Genomic DNA, 13,617 nt, shown 5'->3' with positions numbered 1-13,617 from the left:
CGGACCGTTTGTTTATTTGAGTTTCAGGCTGATCCTGGCAAACAGGAAACGCCCGCCTATACCGAATTGCTGTGCCCTTCGTGACCAATCGAACCTGCCGCTACTTCGGTTAGCTTCGATAGCCCGGTCCGGATAGATGTCGAAAAGGTTATTGGCACCTACGGTAAAGGTAATTTCAGGGGTAAACTTGTACCCCAGTGAAAGGTCAGTGACCAGTTTGGTGCCGAATTCCTGTTGATTTTCAATAATATTGGTCGCTTCCGTCACTTTACCGAAAAAGACATTCCTGAGAAAAATATTAAACCTTTCACCGGAAAGATTATTGGTCAGGTTAATCTTGGTTCTCGGCACGGCTTCTTCGAGGTAGATACGGCTTTCTTCGGAGAAATAGGTGTCTACCTGCCTGGCCTGTTCGAGTACGGAAGAAGCTTTGATATCCCCGACTCTCCTGGTTTGTGACAGGGTGGCGGAAAGGTCATTTTTGAGCTGCAGGTTGTTACCCAGTAAAGTTTTATGGGTGATGACCATGTCGAGTCCTTTGGATTCCGTATCGATCGCATTGGCAAAAAAAGCGGCCCGGGATGCATTGGCCTGGCTGAAAAGCAATTGCAATTCTTCATTGTCCCCGGGTTGAAATTGTCCGGTGTACACGATGCGGTCATCGATAGCGACGAAATATCCGTCTACGGTAATGCTGATACCGGCATCGGGAATTTTGGCTGTAAACCCGACACTGATACTCCTGGAAGTCTCTTCTTTCAGTTTGGGGATACCGAGTAGTTTGGCCACACGGCTGTCATTGGAAAACGTACCTACCTCCTGTGGATTTCCCTGGTTGTCGAATATGGTAGAGGTAGAATTAAAATACAGCTGGTGCAGGGAAGGCGCCCTGAACCCGGTATTTGCCGCGGCGCGCAGATTGAGATTATCCGTCACTTTCAAACGGGTGGCTACTTTAAAGTTTATGGTAGACCCGAAATCGGAATAGTTCTCGAACCGGGTGGCAAAGCTCACGAGGAAACGCTCGGTAAAATCTGCTTCCGCATCGAAATATCCGGCGATACTGGTCCGGTCACGCGACAGCGCATTGGCTTCTGCAAAACCGGGAAAGACCTGTGCGCCACCGGGCCTCGGTGCTCCGAAAAAATCGGTACGGGCTACCTGGGAATCATTGGTAATCGGAATACCATTTACATCATATTGTGCATAGGATGCCAGTTCACCGGCCGTAATTTCATAATTTTCAAACCGATGCTCCGCTCCGAATGCTATATTGAGCCCTGAAAAAACAGTTTCGAAGAAGCGGTTGATATCGAGATTGGTCGTATTTTGTGTGAATGCGAATCCTCCGGCGTCGAAACGGGTGGGAGAGGCATTGAGCATGGAGGCATTAGAGGTGTTGGATATTTCATAATCGAACGCATTCTTTCCATAGGTGTTGCTGAAATCTACGTTCCATTCCCCTATTTTACCCTTGATCCCGGCAGAGAGGGAGCGGTCCTTGATCTTGGAATTGATTTCCGGTAAGAACCCGTTGATATATGCCGGGGTATATGTCCTGGCTTCATTGGGCATACGATAGAACCCGGCGGCATTTCCCGCCCTGGAGCTGATCCCTGCGAAAGAATAGAGTTCGGTGCCGTTATCGTCGAGCGGAAGGGAAAAGTTCGCCATAAACCGTCCGCCGCGAAGTGCAGATTGTCCGACACGCATGTTGAAATCGGTTCGCTGTAGTCCCCGGGCGGCTAATTCCTGGTCGGTTACATCCGTATCGAGAATACCCTGTAAATCCTGAATAGTACCGGCCGCAGCAATATCGCCTTGCAATTCGGAGGAAAAATAAGGAACCTGTGCTCCGTACTGCTTTATAGCATCGATATCGGTAAACAGGTCGCTGATATCATAACCATTGGCGCTGGCTACATTTTCTATGGCATTATAGGCATTAAAGACGGTGCCTTCCCATTCTTTCATCCTGTTGTAATCGTCACGGTAGTCGAAATCACCGGTGAAATTGATGAATCCACCGTCTTCCCCCAGAGGCAGTCCGTAATTCGCACTGATATTGGTAGTTGCCCCATCAACGCCGCCGGTCTGTTCTTCGGCATTTTTGGAAAAATTAGCACCGGTAGTGGCAATAACCGTAAGTTCGTTGACGCTTTTTTTCAGGATGATGTTTATTACCCCTGCTATAGCATCGGAACCGTATTGTGCCGCCGCACCGTCCCGGAGTACTTCGATACGTTCGATGGCCGCAGCGGGGATCGCATTGAGATCGGTCCCTACATTTCCCCGTCCGAACGTACCGTTGATATTGATCAGGGAAGAGGTATGCCTTCTTTTACCATTGATCAGTACCAGTACCTGATCCGGGCCGAGCCCACGTAGTGATGCGGGGTCGACATGATCCGTACCATCCGAAATGGTCTGTGTGTTTGAGGAAAAAGAAGGGGCTACGTAATTGAGGATCTGGTTGAGATTGATCTGAGGACCCTGGGAGGTGAGTTCGCTGACATCGATAACATCGACCGGAACCGCTGTTTCCGTAGCCGTCCGTGAAGGGTTTCTGGAACCTACGACAACGACATTCTCCAAAGCTACTCCGGGGTCCATCTGTACATCGAGGCTGGCCGTATTTACAGTAAGTCTTTTGCTTTCGAAGCCCACGTAAGAAAATATGAGGATGTCTCCGGAAGAAGCATCTATGGCATATTTACCATCAAAATCCGTGGTTGTACCGCGGGTCGTTCCCTTAACTGCTACAGAAACACCGATAAGGGGTTCCCCGGTATCATCGGTGACCGTTCCGGTCACTGTCATTTCCTGTGAAAATCCGGAGGTGAAAATTATTAAAAAACTTAAAACAGGTAATATCTTCTTCATAGGTAAATAATTTGAGGTTAGCCTTATTAAAGGTATGTTAAATATATGTAATAAAATGCTTTTTAAAAAGTAAATTCTTACTCACAAATTAATTTATTTTATTTTTTGTGGGGGAAAAATGCCTGAATTAGTTGTTGTAATCTCCTTTTTTTATGATGTGGTTATGCCGGGATATCCTTGTTTTTTAATGCTATGCAGGGAGTATGATAAATGTCATGTTCCGTACAGAAGTATTGTCGCACCTTTAGCACTAATTTTTTATTAAAACAAGTACATAAGAATGAATACCCAGGCATTACATACTTTTCATATTCCGGTGATGGGGCTTGCGTTTACCATCGATACGCCAATCCGGGTGGCCCAGTACGGGATAGACTCGGTAGTATCGATCGTGGATGATGAACTCATAGAGCGAATGAATGCATTTTACAGCAGGAAATTTCATTTTCCATACCAGGAAACCACTAAAAAGGCTCTGGATTACCGGGCAAAAAGAATCACGAATTACCTGAACCTGATGGAGGATATCGTGCAGCAAAAATTCAGGATGTTCAAGCAGGAGCTGGCGGAGAGCACTTCGGTACAGGAGTATTTTTGCAGCATATTGCCGGAGAGCAGCGGCATCAGGAAGAAAATACAGGAATTTGCGGAAGGTGGTATCGCTTTGAGGGATACGGTGCTGGATTATCTGGACAAGACATTACACCCCGGTGCTATTGATGTAAACATCATGACCAAGGTAGACAAAGAGAATTTTAAGGATGGTGAACCCCTGCCCGTATCCTATAACGATGCACATGCCGCATTACGTGGTTTTGCCCGGAGCAGGCTGAGTTCTGCACTCGTACTCTCTGCGGGGATGAACCCCAGGCTGTATTCTTATCTGGAAGATTTTGAAGACTTTTTTCCGGATGCCGATGGACAACTGAAAAAAAAGATCGTCCTTAAAGTGAGTGACTTTCGTTCGGCCCAGATACAGAGCAGGTTTCTGGCACAAAAGGGATTGTGGGTGTCGGAGTTTCGTATCGAATCGGGACTCAATTGCGGAGGTCATGCTTTTGCCAGTGACGGTTATCTGCTCGGGCCTATACTGGAAGAGTTCCGGGAAAAGAAAAGCCTGTTGGCTTCCACGGCTTTCGAAGCGGTGTGTAAAGTTCTTGAAAATAAAGGGAAAACAATTCCGGAATCACAACCGAAGCTCAGAATAACCGTTCAGGGCGGTGTCGGAACAGCAGCGGAACACCGTTTTTTGCTTGAGCATTACGGCGTAGACAGCGTAGGCTGGGGCTCTCCTTTTCTGCTGGTTGAAGAAGCGACGGCAGTAGATAAGGAGACCAGGGAATTACTGGCCGGGGCAAAGGAAAAAGATCTTTATCTCAGTGATATCTCTCCTTTAGGAGTTTCTTTTAATACGGTCCGTAATACGACCAATCAGCAACTTAGGGATACCCGTATAGCTAAGAACAGGCCTGGTAGTTCCTGTCCGAAAAAGTACCTGGCACTGCATACGCTTGATGGAGAGAAACAGGTGTGTACGGCATCCCGGAAATATCAGGAAGCCCAGTTGAGAGCACTGCATGAAGAAAAACTTTCTCCGACCGATTATAAGTTAAAAAAACAACATATTACCGACAAATCATGTCTTTGCGTAGGCCTGGCTAATGCAGCCTATATGGAGCATGATCTTCCGGTCAAAGGAGAAGCCCAGGGCGTTGCGATCTGTCCGGGACCGAATATTGCTTATTTTGACAGGCAAATGACCTTAGGTGAAATGATCGGGCATATCTATGGAAGGGAAGAGGTAGTATCCGTATCAGACCGTCCGAATATGTTTATCAAAGAGCTTGAGCTATATCTCGATGCTTATAAAAAGGTAGCGGAAGAAGCCCGTGAACATCCGTCCGTACAAACCGATAAGAAAGTAAAGCGCTTTCGGGACAATCTCCTGCAAGGGATCACCTATTACCAAAAGCTGTTTGCGGAAATGCCGCTTTCGACAACCGAAAAAGATATCATCAATGAAACACTGGCTAAGGCCGGGGAGAGGTTGGTTGTTGAGGTATCAGGTTAATCGGTTACTGGGTTGTTAAGTTACTAAATTACCGGTGGTCTGAATAATCTGATAGCTCATTGAACTTATAATCTATTTATTTTACAACCCGTTGTGCAAGATTGATTTTCTCATCTTCATCTTTTTTAGGTTTTAACCGCACAACGGGTTGTTTTTTATATCATCCGGGTTTGGGAGTAGTTCCGAGCTACCGGGTGGAAAGTCTGCCTGACGGGAAACGGGACTTTGCGGTCAGATAGTTTTTTAATAGTCGGTCTTTCCCTCTTTTTGGCTCCAGGCTTCGAATACGGGAAGTGCTTCGTCGCGACTGATATTTTCGAAGTTGATTTGGCGCATGTCCATGGTTTTGCCCAGTTCGTCATAAATATACTGATCATCAAAACCAATTTTAGCGGCATCTTCCCTGTGAAGCGCATAGAATACTTTTTGCGGTCGTGCCCAGTAAATGGCACCGAGACACATAGGGCATGGCTCACAGGAGGTATATATAATACAGCCTTCCAGCTGAAATGATCCGAGTTTTTCACAGGCCTTGCGTATGGCTGTAACTTCTGCATGAGCGGTAGGATCGTTTTGAGAGGTCACCTGGTTGTAACCTTCCGCTATAATTTTTCCGTTTTTTACGATGACGGCACCGAAAGGTCCTCCGGCATTGGCATCAATACCTTCAAGGGCAAGTGCGATAGCCCTGCGCATGAATTTTCTGTCTTCTTTTGTCATGTGTATATGCTTGTGTCAGTATGTAAAACGCTCCAATGTATAAATTTCTGTTGCAGTGGTAGAATATCCGCAATAAAAGGGGGATCAGTCTTTGTCCGATGCTTTTACGGTGCCTTCATAGCTGATGGGGTTCCGCTGTGTGCTGTTTATCATAAGCATGGTTCTGTTATTGGGATATAATTCGAGAATGATATTCAAAGATTCACTGTTTTGTCCCGCTCTGAATTTTACCCGGTAAAGGTTTTTCTTTTCGATATAACTCAAGTCCCAACCGGAGATTTTGCCATCGAGTTTTATACCTTGTCCGTCCGGGTTATAACCGCCGCCCATCTGACGCTCTCCGAAATACGGTAATTCGGCTTTAACGGAGTCTCCTTTGATTTCGAGATAATTCGGGTTACCCATAAGATTGATCCGCTGTGCATTATTCATGGGGCCGAGCAATGCTCCTACCTGCATCATAGCATTGGTAACCATGGGATAAGCCCACTGATTTTCGACCCTGAAATTTTTTTGACGAACCAGAGAGTCGAGTGCGGCTACTTTGCCCGCATCAGGAACCGTATTTTTACCTGTACCACAGCTTCCCAAGATAAGCAGGACGAATATAACGCTTGCGAAATAGTGAAGGTGTTTCATCTTTCAGCTATTTAAAACTACTATACAAGTTAAGAAATTATTTGAGAATACCATACGAATATTTTTATCCGTCCGGAAACCTGTTTTTACAGCTCGCCGGATGGATATGAAAAATGAGGAAATAGGGCTACGCTATTACAACCGCTTGTTCCGATGGGTATGCCCGTCTTTGTTCTGACTTGCCGGAAGGTTGTTGGCTTCCCGGATAAGCTGAAAGATATGATCGGGACGTACGATGATATAATCTTCATTCAGCGATTCGGCTACATTTTTGAAGCTTGTCGGGGTCACGTTATTCCACGGTTGTGCCTGAATGATAATAAAACGGGGCTCGTTACCGCCCCATCCGGATGCTGCACTGGCGATGTGATCTTTCATGGCTTGTTCATTCGTGCAATAATTACACGAAAGCGCCATTCCGGGCAGGTCATTGTCATATACAGTGAGGCCTCCCCCGGTATTTTGTGCTGTTAATCCCAGGAGGGAAGGGGCCAGGGAGGCAAAAGTCTGCCCGACGTTCTGGTCGATACCCCCGGTAATGGTGTTCCATATGGTAATGACCCGGAAACCGGCCCGCTGGTTGTAATCTTCGGTCTTGATCACAAACTGGTTGAGCAGATTCTGGCTGGGCCAGCTGTTCGGATAGGTGTACCCATAACCGGACGGACCGGAAATAAGGTTGTCATTATCGGTAGCACTACTGTAATAATAATTGAGTGCACCCGGCATAGCATCGAGCATGGCCGGAGAGAGTGTCCATCCTATCGGAACGGAACCCCGGTCGGAATTGCCCCATATTTTGCGCATCAGGTGCTCTACATATTGCAGGTTATCACCATCGCTGATGATAAATGCTACATAAAGTTTGTTTTGCAATGTGGGTTTCGGGGGTGCGGGTTTGATATTTACGGTTCGCGATGTGCCGCTGTGTACGGTGAGGTTGGTTGCCCAGTCGCTGGCAATAGTGGCAATACCATAGGTCGAAGCTCTTTCCACTCCTGGAGCTTCCTCGGGCCACCATCCCATATAGTTAGCCCCGTCAGGCATGGACGACAGGAAACTGTTCAGCAGTTCGCTTTCTCCTGCGATTTCCGGATCGAGCCATATCACAGCTGTTCCGAGTGCCGTGGCATATTCGCGCAGAGCCGCCTTATGAATATCCGGGTTCAGACCTATCAGCAGACGTTTATCCAGACCGGGCCAGTAGTTGTCAAATATGTCCTGATACACCTGTAGTTTGCTGCTGTAGGACCCGCGCAGATCCTGTAGTACGGGAAAATTGTACGGAGCGGAGGTAAGGCGGGACAACAGTAGCGGAGAGGTAATAAGGGCTGCCTGGTCTCCGGCCATCATGGTAGCCAGGTTAACCGTATGTATCTGTTCCGGATCATAAACGATCAGGCCCGATATCTCGTTGCGGTATTTGGTGATGAGGTCCCACTTATCCGCAGGCTCATTCCAGCTGAGCCCGAGCGATTGCAGCCAGGTATATTGCCCCTCGGCAAAAGCATCGCCTTCATACGAAAAAATCCGGGGCTGGGTAGTGTTGATTATTCCTTTGAGTGAAGCAAAGAGATACATTTCTGCCGAGGAACTGTTTTGCTGTACGCCTACCCAGTCTACTTTGGTATAGGAGGTGCCGTACCAGTACACCCGAAGTTCTACGGACTGGTTGTCTGCCGGAATGGTAAAAGGCAGCGTGAAATTGGTATAGTTCCCGGCTACTGGAAACTGTGTTCGCGTGATTACCTGTGAGGCAAGAACTTGTCCGGTCGTTGCATTTCTCACATCGATCTCCACTATGGGGTCATCATTGGCAGTATTATTATCCACTTTCATTCGGAATTCTGCCACATTCGGACCTGCAGGCAGTGAAGTGTCATAAGGGCCGAAGATCATATGCCGGTTTGCTTCGTCGATTCCGGTCTGGCACAGCCATCCGTCCGTTTCGGGACGTCCGGTATTATGACTCAGCTCGGGTCCTTCTCCCTGCCACCGGGAGGAAGTCTCCCGAAGGATGATGAGGTCCTGGGTCTGGGCCGAAGCCGGAAAAGAAGGCAGAAGCTGACCGGAAGGCCACGTTACCTGGGCTGTTGCCGGTAATGCGAATACAAAAGCTAAGAGGAAGAGGAGCCTGCACGGGTGCGGTTGGATTGGTAGGTTCATGGGTAGAAGAGTTAAGATTGGGTTTTTATGTAAGGTTTTTCGTAAATATACGGATTAAAATAGAAATAAATGATCTGCTTATTAATCCCTGGTTTAACAGCTATGGAGTCTGAAAAACAGGTTTTACGTAACTTAATGGTCCGGGAGCCCTACGACATTACGGATCCGGGGGGATCCATATCATTTTAAGGGGTCGGCATCGGGGATATCCCAATGCGTAGTGGTGATGGACCGGCCGATGGCCGAAGCATATTCCACTATTTTTTTGACAGCTTTATTGAATTCTTTCTTCCTCCAGTTCACATACAGGTCTATTTCTTCCTCAAGCCTTATAAATCGTATATGCTCGGTCCGGGCAAAACGGAAGGACGAAGGGAGAATAGAAATTCCCAGTCCTTTGGAAACGAGGTTTAAGATCATACCTCCGAAGTCCGATTCCATAGTGGTTTTCGGTTCAAAACCGTGTTTGTCAAATAAGCTCCTCAGCAGTGAAGCAAAAAAGGTACTTCGATGCAGACCTGAAATGATAAATTTTTCATCCCGTAACGGGGTGAGGTCTTTCAGGACATTTTTGTTCAGCCAGTGGTCGTCGGGAACAACGAGGTAGATCGCTTCGGAATACAATTTCAGGGAATCGATCCCGGGATGGTTTATCCGGTCCCGGCTGAAGGCAATATCTGTCTGATAGTTGAGCAGGAATTTTTCGTGGTTTTCATCGGTGGGTTCGGTGAGTTCCACCTGGAGTTCCGGCATATTGGTATTCAGCTTTTCCAGAAAATCCGGAAGAAATTTAAATGCAATAGAGCCGGGATAGGATATGGAAATAAGGCCGGTGGTACCTTCATCGATTTTTCTGGCCTGCCTGTGAAGCCGGTCGAGCTCATTGATGGTCGTGGTCCAGTGTTCCCGGAGAAATTTACCGGCATCGGTCAGTTTTACATTTCTTTTATCCCTTTCGAACAAAGGAATGCCCAATTCGTCCTCAAGAGCACGAATTTGACGGCTCAACGAAGACTGGGAGATAAAAACCTTTTCGGCTGTCTTCCAGAAATGCAGTTCCGAAGCCAGCACGAGAAAATATTTTATTTGCTGAACAGTCATGATTAATGCATTTTTTGCATAAGTCAATCAAAAATATGTATTTTTTAGGCAGTGTCAAAATCATTCTTTTGCATGGAAATAACTCAGTTTAAAAGATGAGGTTATGGGTGTTGAAAATTATATCACTTTTGTCGTTGCAACCCTCTTGTTTGTTGTGACACCTGGAATGGATACGATATTTGTATTGAATAAATCCATAGGGAAAGGTAAGAGATCCGGAATGTACGCGACCTTTGGCGTGAATTCCGGTATTTTGATGCACACGCTTTTTGCAGCGCTCGGATTATCGGTGTTAATTGCTAAATCCGAATTTGTTTTTACTTTTATTAAGTATGCGGGGGCTTTGTATATCATGTATTTGGGTCTTGTAAGTCTTAAAAAGAGGAAGGAGTTTTCTACGGAAATAACTCAGGATATAAAAGGAGGCAGGTCAAAAAGTGATTTCTGGTCCGGTTTTTTGAATAATGTACTCAATCCGAAAGTAGCGTTGTTTTTCCTGGCTTTTTTTCCGCGTTTTATAGCCCCGGACCAGATGGATAACCCGGTTCCTTTTATGCTGTTAGGTCTCACCTATGCTGTAATGGGGGTGAGCTGGTTACTGATCCTGACGGTATGTGCGGGTACTTTTTCCCGGAAGTTCATAGCTAATCCCCGGGCGCGGATAGCATTGCATACGGGAAGTGGCCTGGTTTTTATTCTAATGGGAATCACTATAGGATGTACTTAGCCATAGCAGTAAAGGCATGCGGTATGTCTCCGATGCGGGTTTTGTAATAGACCGGAAAATAGGCTTTCGGATCCTGTAAATCACAAAGGCGTGAAACCATTTATTTAGAAGTTGTTTCACGCCTTTGAATGTATAATCGGGATAGATTTATTATTAAAGATCTCTTCGTTTGAGCAAGGCATAGGACCAATAGATAAAGAGTGCGGTCCATACAAGTACGATCGCAATTTCAAACCAGTGGACACTGTAATCTTTGGTAATGGTTTCGCCGATCTGGCTGGCCACCGTACGGGCAGCATTAAGTCTGGTGAAAGGTTCCTTGATAAGATTGCCCATGGCATTTAACGGAAAGAAATCGGCAATAGCCGAAGCCATATTACCATCGGACTGCCACCGGATGACAGCGTATAATATTCCTTCGAAAGCCTGCCAGAGTACCAGGAAACCCAGGGCAAAAGCCGAGCGTTTAACAAGCATTCCCAGAAAGAGACAGAAAGAGAAAAAGCCGACCAGTTTGACGAAATAGGCCAGGAGGTATTCCAGGTCGGAGAAAATTATGGAGATCTCGTTATAATCGGAATATAAAAGGCCCAGCAGCAGTGATACGATAAAGACAAATACCGTTGATATGGCTGCAAAGCTCAGTACGGTGAGGAATTTAGAATAAATAAACTCCCACTTGCTCAACCCGTCTATCAGGTTCTGTTTGATGGTTTTGTTACTGTATTCATTGGCCATCATGGATACGATGATGATGGCCAGAAATAATTTGAGCCAGCTGGCCACAAAAGTATTGAAATGCCAGATGTAGGGAAAGTTGAATATTCCCTGTTCGGCTACCTGGAAGTGTACTTGTCCGATATCAAACTTTATGGTAGCTATGAGTGCAATGCACAACAGCAGCGCAAAATAGGCGACAATCAACACCCGGCTCGACCGGTTGTTCCAGAGTTTTATGTATTCTATCTGTAGTAGACGAAGCATTCTTGAAATTTTTAGTTTGTTAGCCGGGAGTCTGAGCCTCCCTGTTAAAATGTTATGTAATTCCCGGAGATTTCAACGGGTGATCCTTTCCGGTACAGGCCGTTTTTATTTGTTGTACTGCGGGACATATCCTATTCTCCGCGCCGTTCGCCTTATACCCGGAATCGTCTAACTTCCCGTGAGGGCCAGGAATTGTTCTTCGAGGCTTTCCTTCCGTTTTACGAGATGGGATAGTACGATACCATTATCGAACATAAAGCGGTTGAATACCTCTGCTTCCATGGGTTCGTCGAGAAAGGCCGTGAGGAGACCGTTTTCTTCCTTAATCTCCCGGAAAGCCCTGTTGTTCTGCAACAGTGCCAGTGCCTTTTCATTGGTAGAACATTTCAATTCAAAAAAACCGTGACTGGCAATCATTTCATCGACGCGGCCCGAATACAGTTTTTTGCCTTTACGCAGTACGACGACATGGGAGCATACTTTTTCTACTTCGTCCAGCAGGTGAGAAGCCAGCAGTATAGTAGTGCCATCGGCAGCAATCTGTTTGATGAGTTGTCTTATCTGATGTATTCCCTGGGGATCGAGCCCGTTCGTAGGCTCATCGAGGATGAGTATTTCCGGATCGTTGAGCAGGGCAGAGGCTATGGCGAGCCGTTGTTTCATACCGAGGGAATAGCTGCGGAACTTACTGTCTTTACGGTCTGCAAGGCCTACGACTTCCAGTTTTTCCTGTATTTTATGATAAGGTACACCCTTGATCCGGCAGACCAGTTCGAGGTTTTTTTCGGCGGACATGTACGGATAGAAATTGGGACGCTCTATAATGGCTCCTACCTTTTTCAGGGCATCGTGGGTAGATACCGTGCCGTCGAACCAATGAAAATCTCCCGAGGTTTTATTGACCACATTGAGTACGATACCCAGGGTGGTGGATTTTCCGCTGCCGTTCGGCCCGAGAATACCATACACATTCCCTTTTTCTATGGTAAAGGAAAGATCCTGTACGGCAGTAAGATAACCGAACTTCTTGGTGAGGTTTTGAATGCTTAGAATAGTTTCCAAAGTAAATGGTTTTTGATCTATTTAATAAACTTGACGGATAAAGTACGATTTTGTTACAAGATGATGTGGTATTTTGAAAGATTTTTTACTTTACGGCTGTCCTGTCCTACCCGAAAAAATGTGTAAGTTTGAAAACAGAATTCTTATTGTACCGCTGATGTCCGAAGAAAAACTCATGTCGAAGAAGAAGCCCGCCTACCCGGTGACGGAACAATTGCGTGGCTATCTGAAAGAATATAACCGGAATATAAAAATTCCTATTTTCTACGAAGACCTGCTGCGGTTTTCCGGTTCTGTGGTGGTATATGATAAAAACGATGAAGATACGTTGTGGGTCCGGGTTTTTTACAACGAATTCGACCGGCAGGAAATAGATCTGAGTCTGAAAAGGGTATATTCCATATTGCATTCGGACGGTAGTGATTCTATCCTGGAATTTCTCAATGTAGATGCCATAGATTACTGTACGTTCGGAAATTCGAAACCGTTTCGTATTAAAGTCCGGAATGTGCTTAACGACAACTACACCTATTTTTATGTAAAGAAAGCGGATGCCTCCCGTATTTACGGATTGGAACTGGAACATATGCTTTCTCCCTATAATCTCAATTTCCTGGTGTATAAAGATACCCTGATCGAAGAGCATATCGCAGGTATTCCGGGCGATGTTTTCATCAAGGATTTCCTGCCGCACTGTACGGAAATGGAAAAGGCGCAGATCGCCAAAGAGTTTGTGAAGTTCAACGAACGCTGTATGATACGCCTTTTGGGAGATATGCGTTCGTATAACTATGTTATCGTCTCTACCCATGATTTTGACCATGTCGTCTATCGCATCCGCGCTATAGATTTTGACCAGCAGAGTTTTGAGGGGAAGTTTAAAGTCTACAGACCGCAGTTTTTTAAAGAAAACAATATCATGGTTAATATGGTTCGCGAAAAGTTACAGCGCAGTTCTGTGGACCAGTATAAGGTGGAGGAGCGTTCTATTATGGCTAAAAGGCTTATCAGTTACAACGAGCGCATGGAAGAATTGCTGGACTGTGCCAAAAACGATACGATTTCCGTACCGGAAAATGTAGACAGGCTGAAAATGGAGATCCTGCATTTTGTGCAGGATGTCGAGTTTAAAAAAGCGACCAGTATGGGAGAAATCCTCGAAGCTGCACTCGATTTTGTGAAGCGGAATTACGAAGATATCAATACCCGCGGATTATTCCGGAAAGGACTTTAAAGCGCCTGTGGTCTATGTCGCTCTTCCAGG

The 13,617-nt window shown here is 46.0% G+C and carries 10 protein-coding genes; 3 read left to right on the top strand and 7 right to left on the bottom strand.

All coding sequences use genetic code 11. The annotated features are described in order from the left end of the window. Nucleotides 1–12: 12 nt before the first annotated feature. Entirely contained in the window at nt 13–2,883 is a 2,871-nt protein-coding gene (locus BT112_RS00250) for a TonB-dependent receptor plug domain-containing protein (RefSeq protein WP_072315297.1), read from the bottom strand. 280 nt (nt 2,884–3,163) lie between these two features. Here BT112_RS00250 and BT112_RS00245 point away from each other — a divergent pair, with 280 nt between their 5' ends. Beyond that, nucleotides 3,164–4,954 (top strand): hypothetical protein, encoded by a 1,791-nt coding sequence (locus BT112_RS00245; protein ID WP_072315296.1) that lies wholly within the window; start codon nt 3,164–3,166, stop codon nt 4,952–4,954. A gap of 243 nt (nt 4,955–5,197) precedes the next feature. Here BT112_RS00245 and BT112_RS00240 read toward each other — a convergent pair whose 3' ends face one another. From BT112_RS00240 to BT112_RS00225, 4 genes are all read right to left on the bottom strand, one after another. Beyond that, entirely contained in the window at nt 5,198–5,674 is a 477-nt protein-coding gene (locus BT112_RS00240; RefSeq protein WP_072315295.1) for a nucleoside deaminase, read from the bottom strand. Between the two features lie 84 nt (nt 5,675–5,758). Further along, on the bottom strand, nt 5,759–6,313 hold the full coding sequence (locus BT112_RS00235) for a DUF4251 domain-containing protein (protein ID WP_072315294.1): 555 nt from the start codon (nt 6,311–6,313) through the stop codon (nt 5,759–5,761). A 135-nt stretch (nt 6,314–6,448) separates the two neighbouring features. Beyond that, entirely contained in the window at nt 6,449–8,479 is a 2,031-nt protein-coding gene (locus tag BT112_RS00230) for a GxGYxYP domain-containing protein (protein WP_072315293.1), read from the bottom strand. A 180-nt stretch (nt 8,480–8,659) separates the two neighbouring features. Then, nucleotides 8,660–9,580: a LysR family transcriptional regulator gene (locus tag BT112_RS00225; RefSeq protein WP_072315292.1), complete on the bottom strand. Its 921-nt coding sequence runs from the start codon at nt 9,578–9,580 to the stop codon at nt 8,660–8,662. A 103-nt stretch (nt 9,581–9,683) separates the two neighbouring features. Here BT112_RS00225 and BT112_RS00220 point away from each other — a divergent pair, with 103 nt between their 5' ends. Then, nucleotides 9,684–10,307, top strand: coding sequence for a LysE family translocator (locus tag BT112_RS00220; protein ID WP_072315291.1), 624 nt, complete (start codon nt 9,684–9,686; stop codon nt 10,305–10,307). A gap of 153 nt (nt 10,308–10,460) precedes the next feature. Here the strand turns inward: BT112_RS00220 and BT112_RS00215 are convergent, their stop codons facing one another. Then, nucleotides 10,461–11,291, bottom strand: a complete 831-nt coding sequence (locus tag BT112_RS00215; protein WP_072315290.1) for an ABC transporter permease — start codon at nt 11,289–11,291, stop codon at nt 10,461–10,463. 168 nt (nt 11,292–11,459) lie between these two features. Next, complete coding sequence (locus BT112_RS00210) at nt 11,460–12,353, bottom strand: ABC transporter ATP-binding protein (RefSeq protein ID WP_072315289.1); 894 nt, start codon at nt 12,351–12,353, stop codon at nt 11,460–11,462. Between the two features lie 157 nt (nt 12,354–12,510). On the opposite strand from BT112_RS00210, the gene BT112_RS00205 reads away from it, so the two are divergent. Beyond that, nucleotides 12,511–13,587 carry a hypothetical protein gene (locus BT112_RS00205; RefSeq protein WP_072315525.1) on the top strand — a complete coding sequence of 359 codons (1,077 nt, stop codon included), beginning with the start codon at nt 12,511–12,513 and terminating at the stop codon, nt 13,585–13,587. Nucleotides 13,588–13,617: the final 30 nt, after the last annotated feature.

It is taken from the genome of Sinomicrobium oceani, from assembly GCF_900119185.1.
Taxonomy (GTDB): domain Bacteria; phylum Bacteroidota; class Bacteroidia; order Flavobacteriales; family Flavobacteriaceae; genus Sinomicrobium; species Sinomicrobium oceani.
This window is presented reverse-complemented; position numbering and strand designations above follow the sequence as displayed.

Excerpts from the sequence above, each read along its gene's own strand:
- BT112_RS00205 (WP_072315525.1), top strand. The coding sequence starts at position 12,511 with ATGTCCGAAGAAAAACTCATGTCGAAGAAGAAGCCCGCCTACCCGGTG.
- BT112_RS00240 (WP_072315295.1), bottom strand. The coding sequence starts at position 5,674 with ATGACAAAAGAAGACAGAAAATTCATGCGCAGGGCTATCGCACTTGCC.
- BT112_RS00235 (WP_072315294.1), bottom strand. The coding sequence starts at position 6,313 with ATGAAACACCTTCACTATTTCGCAAGCGTTATATTCGTCCTGCTTATC.
- BT112_RS00245 (WP_072315296.1), top strand. The coding sequence starts at position 3,164 with ATGAATACCCAGGCATTACATACTTTTCATATTCCGGTGATGGGGCTT.
- BT112_RS00230 (WP_072315293.1), bottom strand. The coding sequence starts at position 8,479 with ATGAACCTACCAATCCAACCGCACCCGTGCAGGCTCCTCTTCCTCTTA.
- BT112_RS00215 (WP_072315290.1), bottom strand. The coding sequence starts at position 11,291 with ATGCTTCGTCTACTACAGATAGAATACATAAAACTCTGGAACAACCGG.
- BT112_RS00225 (WP_072315292.1), bottom strand. The coding sequence starts at position 9,580 with ATGACTGTTCAGCAAATAAAATATTTTCTCGTGCTGGCTTCGGAACTG.
- BT112_RS00220 (WP_072315291.1), top strand. The coding sequence starts at position 9,684 with ATGGGTGTTGAAAATTATATCACTTTTGTCGTTGCAACCCTCTTGTTT.
- BT112_RS00250 (WP_072315297.1), bottom strand. The coding sequence starts at position 2,883 with ATGAAGAAGATATTACCTGTTTTAAGTTTTTTAATAATTTTCACCTCC.